Raw genomic sequence first — 17821 nt, forward strand, 5'->3', positions numbered from 1 at the left:
CTACGGCATCCTCAGAGAACTCCAACGAGTCCTCGCCGTCTATCTCGGATACTGTCCCCACTGCCGACAACGAGCCCCAACATAACTAAGTACTACTAGGGCTGGCGCACACCGGGACCGGGCCGGGAATACAACGCGGGCGCCGACGGTTACCGCCACAGTGAGTGAAACCATCAAAGTAGACATCTGGTCCGATGTGCAGTGCCCCTGGTGCTACATCGGCAAGCGCAAATTCGAGGCCGGGGCGGCCCTGTTCGACGGCGAGGTCGAGGTCGAGTACCACAGCTACGAACTCGCGCCGGATACCCCGGTCGATTTCGACGGCAGCCCCGTCGACTACCTCAGCCAGCGCAAGGGCCTGCCCCTCGCCGACGTCGAGCAGATGCTCGAGCGGGTCACCGGGATCGCCCAGAGCGTCGGTCTGCACTACGACTACGACTCCGTGCACCAGACGAACACCGTCATCTCGCACGAGCTGCTGCACTACGCCAAAGCCCAGGGCCGCCAGCTCGAGATGAAGGAACGCCTGCTCAAGGCCTACTTTGTCGACGGCCGGCACGTGGGCCGGATCGAGGACCTGGCCGACCTGGCCGCCGAGATCGGTCTGGACCGGGACGACGTCGTGCGCTCCCTGACCGCGCACGAGTTCCTGGCGGCGGTCAAGGCCGACGTCGCTCAGGCCGCCGCCTACGGCATCCAGGGGGTGCCCTTCTTCGTGATCGACGGAAAATACGGCATCTCCGGTGCGCAGGAGCCTGATACCTTTGCGCAGGCTCTCGGCCAGGCTCAGTCCGAAAAAATCGAGGAGAAGAACAAATGACCGATGTGACCACCACCCCGGCCGTCCCCACCGAGGCCGTCTCCACCCCGGCCGTCCCCACCGAGGCCGCGCCGGTTCCCACGATCGAACTGCTCGGCCAGTCCGAGTCCGGCGCCTGCTGCGGCGCCGACGGCTGCTGCGGAGCCTGACTCCCCACCCCGCCGAGCCGTGAGTTTTACTCGTGTTTTGCGCCAAAACAGTGGCGGAACTCACGGCTCGGCGGGCGGGGAGAGGCCAGCTTGGGGGCGGTCACCAGCCATCCTGGCGTCTGTGAGAATTGAACGGATGATACCTGCAACCACGATCGGTCCGGCGAAGCCGCTCCAGATCGGCCCGCTCACGCTCGACGTGCCCGTCGTGCTCGCCCCGATGGCCGGCATCACCAACACCGCGTTCCGCCGGCTCTGCCGCGAGTTCGGTGCGGGCCTCTACGTCAGCGAGATGATCACCTCCCGCGCGCTGGTCGAGCGCACCCCGGAATCGATGCGCCTGATCCGGCACCACGAGAGCGAAACCACCCGCTCGATCCAGCTCTACGGGGTTGACCCGAAAACCGTCTCCGAGGCGGTCACCATGCTCGTCGCGGAGGACCGCGCCGACCACATCGACCTGAACTTCGGCTGTCCCGTGCCCAAGGTCACCCGCAAGGGCGGTGGCGCCGCACTGCCCTGGAAGCTCGGGCTGTTCCGGCAGATCGTCGAGGCCGCGGTGACCGCCGGCGGCTCCGTGCCGGTCACGATCAAGATGCGCAAGGGCATCGACTCCGACCACCTCACGTACCTGGAGGCCGGCAAGGCGGCCGAAGGCGCCGGCGTCGCCGCCATCGCACTGCACGCCCGCACGGCGGCCGAGCACTACTCCGGCCAGGCCGACTGGTCGGCCATCACCACGCTCAAGAACATCGTCACCAGCGTCCCGATCCTCGGCAACGGCGACATCTGGTCCGCCGAGGACGCCCTGCGCATGGTGGCCGAGACCGGATGCGACGGAGTCGTCGTCGGACGCGGCTGCCTGGGCCGCCCGTGGCTGTTCGGCGACCTGGCCGCGGCCTTCCGCGGCGACCTGGCCACCGCCCGGATCCAGCCCCGCCTCGGCCAGGTCGCGGACACGTTCCGCCGCCACGCCGAACTGCTCACCGAATTCTTCGAGAGCGAAGAGCGGGCCTGCCGCGACATCCGCAAGCATGTGGCCTGGTACTTCAAGGGTTACCCGGTCGGCGGCGACCTTCGGGCCAGCCTCGCGTCAGTGGTCTCGCTCGCGCAGCTCGACGACCTGCTCGGCACGCTCGACGGGGAGCAGGAATACCCGGGCGCGGGTGCCGAGGGCCCACGCGGACGCGCGGGCAGCCCGAAGAGGACCGCCCTCCCCGAACACTGGCTCGACTCCCAGGAGATCGAAGGCGCCGAACGCGCCAACCTGACCGAGGGCGAAGGGGACACAAGCGGTGGCTAACGAGACCGGGTACAGCACCCACGACGAACAGCGCTGGCTGCCGGAGCAGCACGGGTCCAGGCGCAGCGATTTCGCGCGCGACCGGGCCAGGCTGCTGCATTCCAGCGCGCTGCGGCGGCTCGCCGCCAAGACCCAGGTGCTCAGCCCCACCGCTGGCCTCGACTTCGCCCGGAACCGGCTCACCCATTCCCTCGAGGTGGCCCAGGTCGGCCGGGAGCTCGCCCTGCGGCTCGGACTCGACCCCGACATCGTCGACACCGCGTGCCTCGCGCACGACATCGGGCATCCGCCGTTCGGCCACAACGGCGAGCGTGCGCTGAACGACTGGTCCGCCGACATCGGCGGCTTCGAGGGCAACGCGCAGACCCTGCGCCTGCTCACCCGCCTCGAACCCAAGGTGTTCGGGGCCGACGGCCGCAGTTACGGGCTCAATCTCACCCGGGCCAGCCTCGACGCCAGCTGCAAGTACCCGTGGCCGGACGAGTCCTCGGTGGCCGACCCGAGCGGGCGCGCCAAATTCGGTTTCTACCAGGACGACCGGGCCGCCTTCGAGTGGATGCGCGCCGCCGCGCCGGACCGGCGCCTCTGCATCGAGGCGCAGGTGATGGACCTCTCGGACGACATCGCCTACTCCGTGCACGATTTCGAGGATGCCGTGGTCAACGGCTACGTCGACGTCGCCGCCCTCAACGGCCAGGCCAGCGCCGAACTCGTCCCGTCGATGCACGCCTGGATCGGCGGCGCCGTGTCACACGAGGAGCTCGCCCAGGCCTACGACCGGATCGGGGCGATGGACTCCTGGCTGCGCACCTGGACGGCGGGCCGCCGCGACCAGGGACGACTGAAGACCCTCACCAGCCAGCTGATCGGCCGCTTCTCCGGTGCCGCCGTGCACGCCACCCGGCAGTCCTACCCGATGGACAGCCTGCTCCGGTTCGGGGCCCACGTCGTGGTGCCGCGGGAGATCCAGGCCGAGATCGCCGTACTCAAGGGCGTCGTTGCCGCGTTCGTCATGTCCAACAACACCCGGCAGCCGATCTACACCCAGCAGCGTAAAGTGCTTGGCCTGCTGGCCGAACGCCTGTACACCTCGGGCGACGAGCACCTCGACGCCGGATTCACCGAGGACTGGCGCGCCGCCTCCGACGATGCCGCCCGCAAGCGCGTGGTCGTGGACCAGGTGGCCAGCCTCACCGACCAGTCCGCGCTGGCCTGGTACGAACGCCTCGTGCAGAACTGAGCCCGGCCCATCCGTAACTCCACACACCGTATCTCCACAAACCGGTGCACCGTACCGAACACCGACCCGGGCAGGACTAGCATTCAGCTATGGCAGGCCTGATTCGACAAGACGACATCGAAGAGGTCAAAGCCCGCACCAACATCGCCGACATCGTCAGCGACTATGTGAGCCTCAAGTCAGCCGGGGTCGGGTCGATGAAGGGTCTGTGCCCGTTCCACGACGAGCGCAGTCCCAGCTTCCATGTGCGCCCCCAGGTGGGGTTCTACCACTGCTTCGGCTGCGGCGAGAGCGGCGACGTCTACTCGTTCCTGCAGAAGATGGACCACGTCAGCTTCAGCGAGGCGGTCGAACGCCTCGCCGGGCGCGTCGGCATCGAGCTGCACTACGAGGGCGGCGAGGGCGCCGCGCCCGACCACACCAACCGGGCCCGGCTGTACGCAGCCAACCAGGCGGCCGCCGACTTCTTCGTCGAGCGGCTCGGCAGCGCGGGCGCCGCCGTCGGGCGCACTTTCCTCGGCGAACGCGGCTTCGACGCCCTGGCGGCCGCCCGCTTCGGCGTGGGTTTCGCCCCGAAGAGCTGGGACGAACTCACCAACCACCTCCGGGCCAAGGGGTTCACCACCGAGGAGCTCACGCTCTCCGGGCTGGTCTCCAGCCGTGAAGGAGCGAGCGGCGTCTACGACCGGTTCCGCGGTCGCCTGGTCTGGCCGATCCGTGACATCACCGGGCAGACCATCGGCTTCGGCGCCCGCAAGCTGCTCGACGACGACAAGGGCCCCAAGTACCTCAACACGCCCGAGACACCGATCTACCACAAGGCCCAGGTGCTCTACGGGCTCGACCTCGCCAAACGGGACATCTCGCGTGGGCACCAGGTCGTCGTCGTCGAGGGGTACACGGATGTGATGGCGTGCCACCTGGCCGGGGTCACCACCGCCGTGGCCACCTGCGGCACCTCCTTCGGTGTCGACCACATCAAGGTGCTGCGCCGCGTTCTCGGCGACGACAGCGGGGTCGGCGAGGTCGTGTTCACGTTCGACCCGGATGCCGCCGGCCAGAAGGCGGCCATGCGCGCCTTCAGCGAGGAGCAGCGTTTCACCGCCCAGACCTTCGTGGCGGTCGGTCCGGAGGGACTGGACCCCTGCGACCTGCGCCTGCACCGCGGCGACGACGCCGTGCGCCGGCTGATCGACTCGAAGAAACCCATGTTCGAGTTCATGATCCGGCAGCTGCTCGGCCAGTACAACCTCGACACCGTGGAGGGCCGGGTGGCGGCGCTCCGCTCCGCGGCGCCGATCGTCAGCGACATCCGCGACCCCGCCCTGCGCCCCGGGTACACCCACGAACTGGCCCGCATGCTCGGGATGGAGCTCGGCGAGGTCGGCAAGGCCGTCTCCGCGGCCCTGACCCGCTCACGGTCCTCCGGGTCAGGGGAGGACACCGCCCGGCACGCCGGCCGGGACGACGCGCCGCGGGAGCAGCCCTTCTCCATGGTCGACCTCGCCACCGATCCGGTCACCCGGCTGGAACGCGACGGCCTGATGGCCATGCTCCAGCGCCCGACCGTGGTCGGGCTGGAACTGCTTCAGCGGGCCGTGCAGACCACGTTCTCGAACCAGTCCCTGGCCGTCGTGCGCGACGCCATCGCCGCCAGCCTGGCGCACCACGCCGCATCCGACTGGCTGGACCGCGTCGTCACCGAGGTTCCGGCCCCGCTGGAAAACCTGGTCAAGGACCTGGCCATGGCGTCCCTGCCGGAGCGCTCCGAAGGGGCGGTCGCCCGATACGTGCGCGATGTCACGGTCGCCCTGGTCGACCGCGACCTGCTGCGGCAGAAGGCCGAGCTGCTCGGGCGGCTCCAGCGGGCGGATGCCTCCAACCGCGAGGTCTACGTGGCAATCCAGCGTGAACTGGTGCGGGTCGAAGCCGAGAAGCGCAACCTCCGCGAGGAGTGAGGCGCGAGCCCCGGCGGCCCCGAAAGCGGGGCGGTTCACGTTGCAGCTCGGTAAAGATGCTCCGTGAACCAGCTGGTAATCGGGCATTCTGTGCTAATTCTTTTCCTACAGCAATGCAGGCGTGTGCGTTACGGCCCCGCGCCCCGCATCGGAATTCTAGAGGAAGAGGCTCACGGCTATGGCATTCTCATCCACTTCACGCGCGAAAGGCATCAGCGCCGCGGCAGTCGTCGCTGTCGCCGCGCTGACCCTCGCGGGCTGCTCCGCGGGCGGGTCGACCGATAAGAGCACCAGCGGCGGCGGCTCCATCACGATCGGCACGACCGACAAGGTCACGACCCTCGACCCCGCCGGCTCCTATGACAACGGCTCGTTCTCGGTGCAGAACCAGGTTTTCCCGTTCCTGATGAACACGCCGTACGGCAGCCCCGACGTCGAGCCCGACATCGCCACCAAGGCCGAGTTCACCAGCCCGACCGAGTACACGGTCACGCTGAAGCCCGACCTGAAGTGGGCCAACGGCAACGCCCTCACGTCCTCCGACGTGAAGTTCACCTTCGACCGCCAGCTGAAGATCGCGGACGACAATGGCCCGTCCTCGCTGCTCTACAACCTCGCCAGCGCCGCGGCGCCCGACGACACCACCGTCGTCTTCACGCTCAAGCAGGCCGACGACCAGATCTTCCCGCAGATCCTGTCCAGCCCGGCCGGCCCGATCGTCGACGAGGATTCCTTCTCCGCCACCGCGCTCACCTCCGACAACGACATCGTCAAGGCGAACGCCTTTGCCGGCCAGTACGTCATCACCAGCTACGACTTCAACAACCTGGTCGGTTACAAGGCCAACAAGGACTACGCGGGACTCCTCGGCCCGGCGAAGACGGATGTCGTCAACGTCAAGTACTACGCCGACGCCTCCAACCTCAAGCTCGACGTGCAGCAGGGCAACATCGACGTCGCGTTCCGCAGCCTCTCGGCCACGGACATCGAGGACCTTCGCGGCAACGACAAGGTCAAGGTCGTCGACGGTCCCGGCGGCGAGCTCCGCTACGTCGTCTTCAACTTCGACACCCAGCCGTTCGGTGCCAAGACCCCCGAGGCAGACCCGGCCAAGGCTCTCGCCGTGCGCCAGGCGGTTGCCGACCTCGTCGACCGCGAGGAAATCGCCAAGCAGGTCTACAAGGGCACCTACACGCCCGTGTACTCCTACGTGCCCGCCGGTCTGACCGGTGCCACCGAGTCCCTCAAGGGCCTCTACGGCGACGGAAAAGGCGCCCCGGACCTCGACAAGGCCAAGGCGACCCTCGCCGCGGCCGGCGTGACCGGCCCGGTCGTGCTGAACCTGCAGTACAGCAACGACCACTACGGTCCCTCCTCGGGCGACGAGTACGCCCTGGTCAAGGACCAGCTGGAAGCCTCCGGCCTGTTCACGGTCAACCTGCAGACCACCGAGTGGGTTCAGTACGCCAAGGACCGAACGACCGACGTCTACCCCGTCTACCAGCTCGGCTGGTTCCCGGACTACTCCGACGCCGACAACTACCTGACCCCGTTCTTCCTCGAGGGTGGCTTCCTGAAGAACCACTACAGCGACCCCGAGGTCGACGCTTTGATCCTGAAGCAGGCCGTCACGGCCGACCCCGCGGAGCGCACCAAGCTGATCGAGGACATCCAGGACAAGGTCGCCGCCCAGCTGTCGACCGTGCCGCTGCTGCAGGGCGCCCAGGTGGCCGTCACCGGCACCGACGTGACCGGCACCAGCGACACCCTCGACGCGTCGTTCAAGTTCCGCTACGCTGCGCTGAAAAAGGGCTGAGTCCCGACCGGCTAGAGTTTCTCTAATTTGAAATCCGGGGGCACCCAGCAATTTCATTGCTGGGTGCCCCTCTCATTTTTCCAGCGTTAGGCAGGCATGACCACTGTGAGCATGCGTCCCACGGCCCCTCCGGCCGCCGGACGCAAGAAACGAACCTCGTCCGGCGGCGGGATCGGCCGGTACGTCCTGATCCGCTTCCTGCTGATCATCCCCACGATCTTCATCCTCGTCTCCATGGTCTTCTGGCTGATGCGCCTCACCGGCGACCCGATCACGGCGGCCCTGGGCGGTCGCCTCGGGCCCGATCAGCTGGCAGAGCGCATCCACGCGGCCGGCTATGACCGCCCGATCCTGGTGCAGTACGTGGAGTACCTCGGCCAGATCTTCACCGGCAACTTCGGCACCACGATCAGCACCAACCGCCCCGTCTCGGAGGTTCTGATGACCTACGGGCTCGCCACCTTCGAGCTGGTCTTCTACTCACTCCTGGTCGCGTTCATCATCGGGATCCCGCTCGGAATGGTCGCCGCCTACTTCCGGGACAAGCCCACGGACGCGTTCCTGCGCGTCTTCGCCATTCTCTGCTACGCCACCCCGGTCTTCTTCTCCGGCCTCCTGTTCAAGCTCGTCTTCGCCGTCTGGCTGCAGGTCCTGCCCGTCGCCGGGCGCGCCTCGACCGGCGCCGAACTGCAGATGCAGTTGCTGCCCAACAAGACCGGGCTGTACACCATCGACGCGCTGATGACCGGCAACCCGCAGGTGCTCGCTGACGTGCTCTCCCACGCCGTGCTCCCGTCGCTCGCCCTCGGGCTCCTCACGGCCGGGGTATTCCTCCGGCTCGTGCGCACCAACGTCATCGGCACCCTCGGCACCGACTACGTCGACGCCGCCCGCTCACGCGGGGTGAGCGAGTTCCGGCTGGTGCGCAAGCACGCCTACCGTCCCGCACTGATCCCCATCATCACCGTGATCGGCCTGCAGATCGCCCTGCTCCTCGGCGGCGCGGTGCTGACCGAGACCACCTTCGAATGGAAGGGCCTGGGCTTCATGCTCTCCGAATTCCTCAAGGCGCGTGACTTCGTGGCCGTGCAGGGAATCGTCGCCCTGCTCGCTGTCATCGTCGCCCTGTCCAACTTCATCGTCGATATCATCGCCGCGCTGATCGACCCGAGGGTGAGGTACTGACCGTGACCGCTGCCCAGAACCCGCCCGCCGTGCGGAGGCCCGGCCGGTGGACCCGCCTTCCCATCGTGCACCAGCTGCGCCAGAGCATCGGGCTGCAGCGCGGGATGCTCGTGGCCGGCCTGGTCATCACGGCCGTGTTCGTGCTGACGGCCATCTTCGCTCCCGTGATCGCCCCGTTCGGTTTCAGCCAGCTCCGCGACGCCGACGGCGCGTTCGGCGCGCAGCAGCCCCCGGGCGGAGCGCATCTCCTCGGCACCACGGCGGGCGGTTACGACGTGCTGTCCCGGGTGATCTGGGGCGCGCAGACGGCCCTCTTCGTGATCATCGTCGCCGTGATCCTGTCCATCTTCGCCGGGGTGCTGCTCGGGCTGCTCTCCGGCTACTTCGGCGGCTGGCTCGACCGCATCCTCGTCGTCGTGTCCGACGCCGTGTACGCCTTCCCGTCCCTGCTGCTTGCCATCGTGATGTCCATCGTCATCTCCGGCGGCAAATCGAACCTGATCGGCGGCATCCTCGCGGCCGCGATCTCGATCACCGTGGTGTTCATCCCGCAGTACTTCCGGGTGATCAGGGCCGAGACGGTGCGGATCAAGGCGGAAGCCTACGTCGAGTCCGCCCGCGTGCTCGGCGCCAGCAACGGCCGGATCATGTTCCGGCACGTGCTGCGCAATGCCACCCGCACCCTCCCGCTGATTTTCACCCTGAACTCGTCGGAGGCCATCCTGACCCTCGCCGGTCTCGGCTTCCTCGGCTTCGGCATCGAACCGACCGCCGCCTCCGAATGGGGTTTCGACCTCAACAAGGCGGTCTCCGACGTCACCAGCGGAATCTGGTGGACTTCGCTCTTCCCCGGCCTCGCGATCGTGCTCGTCGTGCTCGGCATCACACTGGTCGGCGAGAGCCTCAACGACCTCGCCGATCCGCGGCTGCGCGGACGACGGGCGGTCGCGCAGGCGGCCGGCGTCGTCGCGGAGACCTCCGTCGTTCCCGGCGGTGTGCTCACCGCCGGGCCCGGCGGGCTCGACGGTCTCGAAGACCAAGCCACCCATCCTTCCGACGGACTCGAGGCCAGACCATGACCGATGTGCTCACCATCACCGACCTGGCCATCTCCTTCGCGACCGACGCCGGCGCCGTCAGGGCCGTCGACGGCGTGAGCCTGCGGGTGGCGCCGGGCGAGGTCCTCGCCATCGTCGGCGAGAGCGGCAGCGGCAAGACCGTCACCGCCAAGACGATTCTGGGGCTCCTGCCGGAGACGGCGACCGCCTCCGGGGCGGTCATCCTCAGCAGCAAAGACGGTTCGAGTGAGAACAACGTGATCTCGCTCAGCACATCCCAGTTGCGCCAGGTTCGCGGCACTGACGTGTCGATGGTGTTCCAGGAGCCGTCCACCGCCCTCAACCCGGTGTACACCGTCGGCTGGCAGATCGCCGAGGGCATCCGTGCCCACGGTGAGTTCAGCCGCAAGGAGGCGAAGCAGAAGGCGATTGAGATTCTCGGCCGGGTCGGCATTCCCGACCCGGAGATCCGCGTCAACTATTTCCCGCACCAGTTCTCCGGCGGGCAGAAGCAGCGCGTCGTCATCGCCATGGCCCTCGTGCTCGACCCGGGCCTCATCGTCGCCGACGAGCCGACCACGGCCCTCGACGTGACCGTGCAGGCGGAGATCCTCGACCTGCTGCGCCGCTGCCGCGACGAGTTCGGCACCGCCATCGTGCTGATCACGCACAACATGGGTGTCGTCGCCGACCTGGCCGACCGCGTCGCCGTGATGTACCAGGGCAAGGTGGTGGAGGAGGCCGATGCCCAGACCCTGTTCACCTCGCCGCAGGACGACTACACGAAGAAGCTGCTGGCTGCCGTGCCCCACGTCGGCCAGGGCGTCGCGCACGCCGCCGCGCGGGCCACGGCGCGGGAGCGCGGATGGGCGCAGCAGGCCCCGGTCGTCGTCGCCGACAACCTCCGGATCGAGTACCCCGGGCGCCTCGGCCGAGGCGGCTTCACCGCCGTGGACGGGGTGAGTTTCCTGATCCGGCCGGGTGAGGTACTCGGCCTGGTGGGCGAGAGCGGCTCCGGCAAGACCACCACCGGGCGGGCCATCGCCGGCCTGACCCGCGTGACCGGCGGGTCGCTCACCGTGCTGGGTCACGAGATGAACGGCTTCAAGGAACGGGCGTTCAAGAAATTCCGCAAGGACATCGGTTTCGTCTTCCAGGACCCCGCGTCGAGCTTCAACCCGTTGCTGACGATCGCCGAATGCGTCGCGGAACCGCTGGTGGTTCACGGTCGGGCGAAGACTCCTGCGGCGGCCCGGGCCCGGGTGAACGAACTCCTCGAGGCCGTGCAGCTGCCCCGGGCCTACGGGGACCGCTACCCGCACGAACTCAGCGGCGGCCAGCGGCAACGGGCCAGCCTCGCCCGGGCGCTGGCCCTGGAACCGGCCCTGCTGATCGCCGACGAACCCACCAGCGCCCTCGACGTGTCGGTGCAGGCACGCGTGCTGGAGCTCTTCGCGGAGCTGCAGCGGGAATTCGGATTCGCGTCGCTGTTCATCAGCCACGACCTTGCCGTCGTCGACCTCGTCGCCGATCGGATCGCGGTGCTCTACCAGGGCAAACTGGTCGAGGAGGGAACCAGCGCCCAGGTGCTGGGCGCGCCGAAGGACCCGTACACCCAGCGGCTCCTCGCCTCGCTGCCCGTACCTGACCCGGCCGAACAGGCCGTCCGACGGGAGGGGCTCCGCCGACTGCGTGCGGCAGGATAGACACCATGACTCGCGGCACGGCACCGACCCACCCGATCTCGACCAGTGACCTGACCATCGAATACCCGCCACACGGAGCGAGCGGCGCCTTCGTGGCGGTGCACGGCCTCACCCTGCGGATCGAGCCCGGCGAGGTTCTCGGGCTGCTGGGGGAGAGCGGATCCGGCAAGAGCACCCTCGCGCGGGTGTTGTCGGGGGCCGCGTTCGGCCCTGCTGCCGGAACGGTGAGACCGCAGATCACCGGGGGAGAGGCCGGTGTTCTCGGCTACCGGCTGCGCGGCATCCGTCGTCGCAAACTGGCCCGGCTCACCTTCGGGGTGGGCTACCTCGCCCAGGACGCCGCCGACACGCTTCCGTCCACCCTGACCGTTGCGGAGATCGTGGCCGAGCCGATCCTGGACCGGGACCGGCGCTACAACCGCCGTGCGCTCGAGGCCCGGGTGGCGACCATGATCGACGCCGTCCGCCTGCCGCTGACCGTGCTCACCCAGTACCCTTACGAGCTGAGCAACGGGCAGCGCCAGCGGGTTGCCCTCGCCCGGGCGCTCGTGTTCGGCCCGTCGCTCCTGATCGCCGACGAGCCGACCGCGGGCGTGGACGCCACGGTGCGGGACGCGGTGACCGATCTGATCGGCGAACTGCAGCGGGAACGTGCCTTCTCCGCCCTGGTGATCAGCTCGGACCTCAAGGTGCTGCGCCGGGTGGCGAACCGGATCGGCGTGCTCCACCAAGGAGTCCTGGTCGGGCTCGGCACCATCGACGAGGTGTTCGACGACCCGTGGCATCCGTATGTCGCGGGCCTGGCCGATGCGCTTACCGGTGACGAAACCACCGAGAGCGAACCCGGCGCGGACGAGGACGGTGCCCATGTCACGCAGTCCTGAACTCGCCCAGCACCGGGCCGTGCTCACGGCCGCCGTGGCTCCTCTGCCGCGGGACCGGTGGCCGGAACGCGGCCCGATCACGATCCTGCCCGAGTCCGAGGGCGCCTTCACGGCTGCCGTGCGATCTGCCGGGGGAACGGTCACGGCCCTCTCCCCGGACACGCGGGGGCTGATCTGGCTGGATTACGGGCGCGCCGACGAACTGCGCGCCACCCTGGACGCGCACCCGATGATCGGCTGGGTGCAACTGCCCTGGGCGGGCGTGGACGCGTTCAGCGGCGTGCTGGCCGGGCTCGGCCGGCCGGGCCTGCTCTGGACCAGCGCCAAGGGCGCCTACGCGCAGCCCGTCGCCGAGCATGCCCTCGCCCTCGGTCTGGCCCTGCTCCGCGTGCTTCCGAAGCGCGCTCGCGCAACAACCTGGAGCACGGTGCCGGAAGGGCGCTCGCTCTACGGCCGCTCCGTGGTCATCGTCGGCGCTGGCGGAATCGCCCTGGAACTGATTCGCCTGCTCGCCCCCTTCGACACCTCCATCACGGTCGTGCGTCGCAGCCCGCTGCCGGTGCCCGGTGCGGCCCGGACTGTGCCGACCGAAGCCCTGCACGAGGTTCTGCAGACCGCCGACGTGGTCTTCATCGCCGCGGCGCTCACCGAGGGCACCCGGCACCTGATCGGAGAGCGCGAATTCGAGTTGATGCGGCCGGAGGCGGTCCTGGTGAACGTCGCCCGGGGACCGCTCGTCCACACGGATGCGCTCACGGCGGCCCTGGCCTCCGGGGGAATCGCCGGGGCGGCCCTCGACGTCACCGACCCGGAGCCGTTGCCGGACGGACACCCGCTATGGCACGAACCGCGCTGCCTGATCACCCCGCACACGGCTGACACGCCCGAGATGACGGCACCGCTGCTCGCCGAGCGGATCCGCCTCAATGTGCGCGCATTCCTTGAAGATGGCCGATTTGTCGGGGTCGTCGACCCTCGGGTCGGCTACTGAAGGCGGGCCTCGATTTTGCACACGGCCAACATTTGATAAAGTAACAGAGTTGTAAAAAGCATTCCTCGATAGCTCAATTGGCAGAGCAGCGCACTGTTAATGCGCAGGTTCTTGGTTCGAGTCCAAGTCGGGGAGCTAAAGGCCACCAAGGGCTCCACCCCTGGTGGCCTTTTTTGTTCGAAGTGGGCGGCAGAAAAGGCGGCATACGTGAACGTTTCCCTCAGTGTGGACATCCTGCTGGCTGTGCTCACGGTCGTGCTCCTCGCCCTGTGGCTGCGCGCTCGGCGCTCCTGGCGGCGAGTCGTGTTCGACCGGTCGGCCGCCGAACGGATGCGCATCGACCTGGAACTCTCCCTCGCCGAACAGCAGGGCCGGCTCGGCATCATCCGCGAACTCCAGGACGTCGCCGTTCTCTCGGTCTCCCGCCTGATCACGCGGGCCGAGGCGGCCCGGTACACGGCGGAGAGCGACCCGTCGAGCGCCGTGCGTGTCGCCACGACCCTGGTCGACGAGGGCCGCGTGGCCCTGGCCGACATGCGCCGGGTTCTCACGATCGTTCGGGACGGCGAAGCCATCGCGACAACGCAGCCCGGGTTGCAGTCCACGCGCGACCTCTTCCGGGTCATGTGCGACGCCGGCCTCTCCGTGGTCTTCACCGAGTCCGGGGAGCGATTCCCGCTCAAGCCGGGCGCCGAACTGGCCATCTTCCGCATCCTGCAGGGTGCCCTGGCCAACACCCTCAGCCACGGCGGCCGTGGCACGGAAGCCCGCATCTCCTTCACCTGGAGCCGAGATGGACTGCAACTCGTGGTGGCCGACGACGGCATCCGTGCGGCGGCCCGGCGGGAAAGCACGGATGAAGCCGATTTCGCGGCGCGCACAAAGTACACGATCGATGACGACCTGAAAGCGCTGAGCGAGAGCGTTACCGGGGCGGGAATCACCCAGATGCGCGAACGCGCCGAACTGTTCGGCGGCGTATTCGACGCCGGCAGCGTGCCCGGAGTCGGCTTCACCGTGTCGGCGGTGTTCCCGTCGCTGCGTTTCCACAACGGCATCCACGGCGTCAACCTCGCTCGCTGACGAGGGGTCCCCTGCTCAACCGGTCAACCGGTCGGCAGGGCACTCGTCGGTTCAGTCCTCGAGGTTGTCCACGCCGGGCAGCCAGGCTTGCCCGGGGATGCCCCAGCCGCGTTTGCGTTCCACTTTGGCCGCGATTTTGGCATAGAAGTGCTCGAGCCGGTCGACGTACAGCGTGCCATCGAGGTGGTCGTACTCATGCTGGAAGATGCGCGCGAGCCATCCGTCGGCCCGGATCTCGAACGGTTTTTGGTCCAGGTCCACCGCCGTCAGGATCGCGGCGGGGGAGCGCAGCAGCGGGAATCGCTCGCCGGGGAAGGACAGGCACCCCTCGACGTCCTCGTCCTCGTCGGCCTCTCCGGCCGGAACGGGCGTGATCCACAATTCCGGGTTGATGGCCACGCCACGCCACAGGCGGTCGCCGTCCTCGTCGTCGGGGTAGTTGTAGGTGAAGAGCCGCAGGGGCACGCCGACCTGGGGTGCGGCCAGGCCGACACCGGGGGCGGCGTCCATCGTCTCGAACATGTCCTGCACCAGTTCGTGCAGATCATCTCCGAAATTCACGACGGGGCGTGCGGGGGAGTGGAGAACGGGATCTCCTGAAATAACTATCGAGCGTACGGCCATTCAGCAAGGATATCGGGCTCGTTCTGGATAAGGTCATTGAGTGACTCCCGACCTGACTGACTTGGCTGTCACGATCGACCCGCGTCAGGCGATCGGCATCCCGCTGGCCCTCGTTGGAGCGGTGTTCCTGTCGCTCGGGGCGCAGTTCCAGCACCGCGGCGTCACCAAGGTAGAGGCGAAGACCGCAGAGATAACGGGCGGGCTCAATCCTCGGCAGCTGATGCTTCTGCTCAGCCGGCCCTCCTGGGTGTTCGGCACGCTGATGCTGGGGCTCGCCATCGTCTTCCAGCTCTCCAGTCTGGCCTTCGCCCCGATCATCATGGTGCAGCCGTTGGGCGCCGTCGCCCTGGTGATCACGTCGATCCTCAACGCCCGGGTCACCCGTGTTCCGGTCAACCGGGCGTCGAAAATCGCCATCGCGATGTGCGTGGGCGGGGTCGGCCTGTTCGTCACCGTGGCGGCCTTCACCGCGGTGGACAAGCCCGTCACCGACGCGAACCTGCTCACCATTCTGGTCGTGCTCGGCGTGGTGCTGGCGCTATTCGGCGCCGCATTCGTGTTCCTGCGCACCCGGTTCAAGGCCATTTTCTACATCATCGGCGCCGGGGTGCTCTATGGTTTTGTCGCCACCCTGGCGAAGGTGATCATCAACCGAACCCAGAACGGAAACTTCGAATGGCTGACGCTCGCCTGCGTGGCCGGGCTGCTGCTGGCCGCCGCCCTGGGAGCCTATTTCGTGCAGACCGCCTACGCGTCCGGCCCCCCGGACCTGGTCATCGCCGGGTTGACCGTGATTGATCCGCTGATTGCCGTCGGTATCGGCATCGTCGTGCTCGGTGAGGTGGAGCAGGCCCCGGCCTGGGCATCCGCCGCTTTCATCCTGGCGGGCGTCGTTGCGATCGGTGGGGTCTTCCTGCTGGCGCGCTATCACCCCCTTGCCACGGACTGAAGCCGATTAGAATAGGGTGCTAGAAGACCTCGTCAGCGTACGCGCCGTCGAAAACAGGAACTCTTCGCCGGATGATGGCCTCCGGCACACCTACGTTGGGACAGTGTCTTTTGTCAGAATCGACCGATTTTTCGAGCGAGTCGCACCGGGTTGCCCCGGTGTCGAAGAAGCCGATTCGGGTATTGATCGCCGCGGACACCTTCGCTCCCGACGTGAACGGCGCGGCCAAATTCGCCGAGCGGCTCGCTGCCGGCATGGTGGCCCGCGGGCACGAGGTGCAGATCATGGCGCCGGCTCCGTCACGCAAGTACGGCACCTTCACCGAGACGCATGAAGGCCAGCAGATGGTCGTGCACCGCCTGCAGAGCTGGCGCTGGTATCCGCACGACTGGCTTCGATTCGCCCTGCCTTGGTTCGTCCGACGCGACAGCCGCCGCATCCTCGACTCCTTCAAGCCCGACGTGGTGCACTTCCAGTCGCACATCATCGTGGGCCGCGGGGTCACGATCGAGGCGAAGAAGCGGGGCATCCGCATCATCGGCACCAACCACTTCATGCCCGAGAACATGCTCGAGTTCACCCTTCTGCCCAAGGGGCTGCACGAGCGATTGATCAAGGGCGCCTGGCGGGCGGCGCGGCGCACCTTCGGCCGCGCGGAGGCCGTCACAACCCCGACCCAGCGGGCAGCCCAGTTTCTGGAGCGCTACACCGGCCTCGAGGGCGTGCTGGCGATCTCCTGCGGCATCAACGCCCACAACTATTCGCCCAACTTTGAACCCCGCACCGGGAACCGCATTCTGTTCGTCGGGCGCGTGACCGGTGAGAAGCAGATCGACGTACTGCTGCAGGCCGTCGCCCTGCTCTCGCCCGACCTGAACGTGCAGGTCGAGATCGTCGGCGGCGGCGACCAAAAGCGCAACCTGGAGCACCTGGCCCAGACGCTGGGCATCCGGGCCCGCGTCACCTTCACCGGCTATGTGACGGATGCCGAGCTGCGCGACGCGTATACCCGGTCGACCGTGTTCGCCATGCCGTCGATTGCAGAATTGCAGAGCATTGCGACGATGGAAGCCATGGCCTCCGGTTTGCCGGTCGTAGCTGCCAATGCCATGGCGCTCCCGCACCTCGTGCATGACGGTGAGAACGGCTTCCTGTTCGAACCCGGCAACTCGCAAGACCTCGCCGACAAGCTGACCACTGTTCTGACGGCGACGCCGGAGAACCTGGACGCCCTCAAGCACGAGTCGCTCAGACTCATCGAAGCCCACGACATCAATCGCACCCTCAACACTTTCGAGTGCCTGTATCGTGGGGAGCCGGTGACCGATCGGGTCATCTCAGAAACGTCCGCGCACACTCCCGAGTAAGCCACTCGCGAGTAGTCGCGGTCATCGGGGCGGTAGCTCAGCTGGTTAGAGCAGCGGACTCATAATCCGTCGGTCCTGGGTTCAAGTCCCAGCCGCCCTACACTGAAACATCGATTGACCAAGGTTTCTTGTCCAAGCAGACAGGACAGAGACTTGATGCGCTTAACGCTTATTCAACGAATATTCATCGAGACCCGTTGGACGGGGGACTCCGCCGGCGCGGCGCACGACGCGTATCGGCCCATCTGGGTTGGCCTGGAACACCTACGGGTCATGAACACCGAACGTCTTTCCCTACTGGGTCTCGAGCTCCTGCTCACGACCAGCGAGCTCGCTGATTATCTGGGGGTGCAAGTGCAGGCCATCTACGATCTGCGCACCGACGGGCGGGGCCCGTCCGGCCTTCGTGTCGGTTGGGAAATCCGGTACCGCGTCTCTGACGTCCTCTGCTGGTTGGACGATCTTCATGAGCCCTCAGGCAGCGTGAGAACCGGTTAGGGAGCTCGCTGATGGCCGGCCGGCCGCGACTGCCGACAAGTACGTTTGGCGCCATCAAAACGGCCGAGGTCGGCACGGGTCACTACCGGGCATGGACCCGCTTCCGTGACTGGGACGGCCAGACGCGCCAGGTCACGGCCACCGGGTCGAGCCATGACGGGCTTGGCTGCCCGGTCACGTCCCGCTGGGG

At 67.6% G+C, this 17821-nt stretch carries 16 protein-coding genes and 2 tRNA genes; 17 read left to right on the forward strand and 1 reads right to left on the reverse strand.

Annotation, left to right across the window (positions count from 1 at the left end; genetic code table 11):
• Positions 1-160 precede the first annotated feature (160 nt).
• From E3O49_RS00945 to E3O49_RS01000, 13 genes are all read left to right on the forward strand, one after another.
• On the forward strand, positions 161-820 hold the full coding sequence (locus E3O49_RS00945; RefSeq protein ID WP_134365143.1) for a DsbA family oxidoreductase: 660 nt from the start codon (positions 161-163) through the stop codon (positions 818-820).
• Complete coding sequence (locus tag E3O49_RS16435; protein WP_160140991.1) at positions 817-969, forward strand: hypothetical protein; 153 nt, start codon at positions 817-819, stop codon at positions 967-969. The genes E3O49_RS00945 and E3O49_RS16435 overlap by 4 nt, the downstream gene beginning before the upstream one ends.
• Positions 970-1105: 136 nt before the next feature.
• Positions 1106-2272, forward strand: coding sequence for a tRNA dihydrouridine synthase DusB (gene dusB / locus E3O49_RS00950; protein ID WP_134403116.1), 1167 nt, complete (start codon positions 1106-1108; stop codon positions 2270-2272).
• Complete coding sequence (locus E3O49_RS00955) at positions 2265-3512, forward strand: deoxyguanosinetriphosphate triphosphohydrolase (protein WP_134365145.1); 1248 nt, start codon at positions 2265-2267, stop codon at positions 3510-3512. Before dusB ends, E3O49_RS00955 begins: the two co-directional genes overlap by 8 nt.
• An 89-nt stretch (positions 3513-3601) precedes the next feature.
• Positions 3602-5470 (forward strand): DNA primase, encoded by a 1869-nt coding sequence (gene dnaG / locus E3O49_RS00960; protein ID WP_134450857.1) that lies wholly within the window; start codon positions 3602-3604, stop codon positions 5468-5470.
• A gap of 178 nt (positions 5471-5648) precedes the next feature.
• Positions 5649-7286: an ABC transporter substrate-binding protein gene (locus E3O49_RS00965; RefSeq protein ID WP_134450859.1), complete on the forward strand. Its 1638-nt coding sequence runs from the start codon at positions 5649-5651 to the stop codon at positions 7284-7286.
• A gap of 96 nt (positions 7287-7382) precedes the next feature.
• Entirely contained in the window at positions 7383-8471 is a 1089-nt protein-coding gene (locus tag E3O49_RS00970; protein WP_134450861.1) for an ABC transporter permease, read from the forward strand.
• 2 nt (positions 8472-8473) lie between these two features.
• Complete coding sequence (locus tag E3O49_RS00975; protein ID WP_420898175.1) at positions 8474-9550, forward strand: ABC transporter permease; 1077 nt, start codon at positions 8474-8476, stop codon at positions 9548-9550.
• Positions 9547-11235: an ABC transporter ATP-binding protein gene (locus E3O49_RS00980; RefSeq protein ID WP_134450862.1), complete on the forward strand. Its 1689-nt coding sequence runs from the start codon at positions 9547-9549 to the stop codon at positions 11233-11235. Before E3O49_RS00975 ends, E3O49_RS00980 begins: the two co-directional genes overlap by 4 nt.
• Before the next feature lie 5 nt (positions 11236-11240).
• Positions 11241-12119 (forward strand): ATP-binding cassette domain-containing protein, encoded by an 879-nt coding sequence (locus E3O49_RS00985; protein ID WP_134365150.1) that lies wholly within the window; start codon positions 11241-11243, stop codon positions 12117-12119.
• Positions 12103-13110, forward strand: coding sequence for a D-isomer specific 2-hydroxyacid dehydrogenase family protein (locus E3O49_RS00990; RefSeq protein WP_134365151.1), 1008 nt, complete (start codon positions 12103-12105; stop codon positions 13108-13110). The genes E3O49_RS00985 and E3O49_RS00990 overlap by 17 nt, the downstream gene beginning before the upstream one ends.
• Positions 13111-13172: 62 nt before the next feature.
• A tRNA-Asn gene (locus tag E3O49_RS00995) sits at positions 13173-13245 on the forward strand.
• A gap of 72 nt (positions 13246-13317) precedes the next feature.
• Positions 13318-14193, forward strand: a complete 876-nt coding sequence (locus E3O49_RS01000; RefSeq protein ID WP_134365152.1) for a sensor histidine kinase — start codon at positions 13318-13320, stop codon at positions 14191-14193.
• A 51-nt stretch (positions 14194-14244) separates the two neighbouring features.
• On the opposite strand, the gene def is transcribed toward E3O49_RS01000, so the two are convergent.
• Positions 14245-14817: a peptide deformylase gene (gene def / locus E3O49_RS01005; protein ID WP_134365153.1), complete on the reverse strand. Its 573-nt coding sequence runs from the start codon at positions 14815-14817 to the stop codon at positions 14245-14247.
• A 40-nt stretch (positions 14818-14857) separates the two neighbouring features.
• Between def and E3O49_RS01010 the strand changes: the two genes are divergently transcribed.
• The 4 genes from E3O49_RS01010 (at position 14858) to E3O49_RS18975 (ending at position 17631) form a co-directional block, all read left to right on the forward strand.
• A complete protein-coding gene (locus E3O49_RS01010; protein ID WP_134365154.1) occupies positions 14858-15766 on the forward strand; it encodes a DMT family transporter in 909 nt (302 codons plus the stop codon).
• A gap of 158 nt (positions 15767-15924) precedes the next feature.
• Positions 15925-17133 (forward strand): glycosyltransferase, encoded by a 1209-nt coding sequence (locus tag E3O49_RS01015; RefSeq protein ID WP_241976125.1) that lies wholly within the window; start codon positions 15925-15927, stop codon positions 17131-17133.
• A 26-nt stretch (positions 17134-17159) separates the two neighbouring features.
• Positions 17160-17233, forward strand: a tRNA-Ile gene (locus E3O49_RS01020).
• A 173-nt stretch (positions 17234-17406) separates the two neighbouring features.
• A complete protein-coding gene (locus E3O49_RS18975; RefSeq protein ID WP_160140992.1) occupies positions 17407-17631 on the forward strand; it encodes a helix-turn-helix transcriptional regulator in 225 nt (74 codons plus the stop codon).
• Positions 17632-17821 lie beyond the last annotated feature (190 nt).

This window comes from Cryobacterium shii, from assembly GCF_004402595.1.
GTDB lineage: Bacteria > Actinomycetota > Actinomycetes > Actinomycetales > Microbacteriaceae > Cryobacterium > Cryobacterium shii.

What these genes read in the sequence shown, in the direction of transcription:
- E3O49_RS16435 (WP_160140991.1), top strand. Translation starts at nt 817, where the DNA reads ATGACCGATGTGACCACCACCCCGGCCGTCCCCACCGAGGCCGTCTCC.
- dusB (WP_134403116.1), top strand. Translation starts at nt 1,106, where the DNA reads ATGATACCTGCAACCACGATCGGTCCGGCGAAGCCGCTCCAGATCGGC.
- dnaG (WP_134450857.1), top strand. Translation starts at nt 3,602, where the DNA reads ATGGCAGGCCTGATTCGACAAGACGACATCGAAGAGGTCAAAGCCCGC.
- E3O49_RS00965 (WP_134450859.1), top strand. Translation starts at nt 5,649, where the DNA reads ATGGCATTCTCATCCACTTCACGCGCGAAAGGCATCAGCGCCGCGGCA.
- E3O49_RS00970 (WP_134450861.1), top strand. Translation starts at nt 7,383, where the DNA reads ATGACCACTGTGAGCATGCGTCCCACGGCCCCTCCGGCCGCCGGACGC.
- E3O49_RS00980 (WP_134450862.1), top strand. Translation starts at nt 9,547, where the DNA reads ATGACCGATGTGCTCACCATCACCGACCTGGCCATCTCCTTCGCGACC.
- E3O49_RS00985 (WP_134365150.1), top strand. Translation starts at nt 11,241, where the DNA reads ATGACTCGCGGCACGGCACCGACCCACCCGATCTCGACCAGTGACCTG.
- E3O49_RS00990 (WP_134365151.1), top strand. Translation starts at nt 12,103, where the DNA reads ATGTCACGCAGTCCTGAACTCGCCCAGCACCGGGCCGTGCTCACGGCC.
- def (WP_134365153.1), bottom strand. Translation starts at nt 14,817, where the DNA reads ATGGCCGTACGCTCGATAGTTATTTCAGGAGATCCCGTTCTCCACTCC.
- E3O49_RS18975 (WP_160140992.1), top strand. Translation starts at nt 17,407, where the DNA reads ATGAACACCGAACGTCTTTCCCTACTGGGTCTCGAGCTCCTGCTCACG.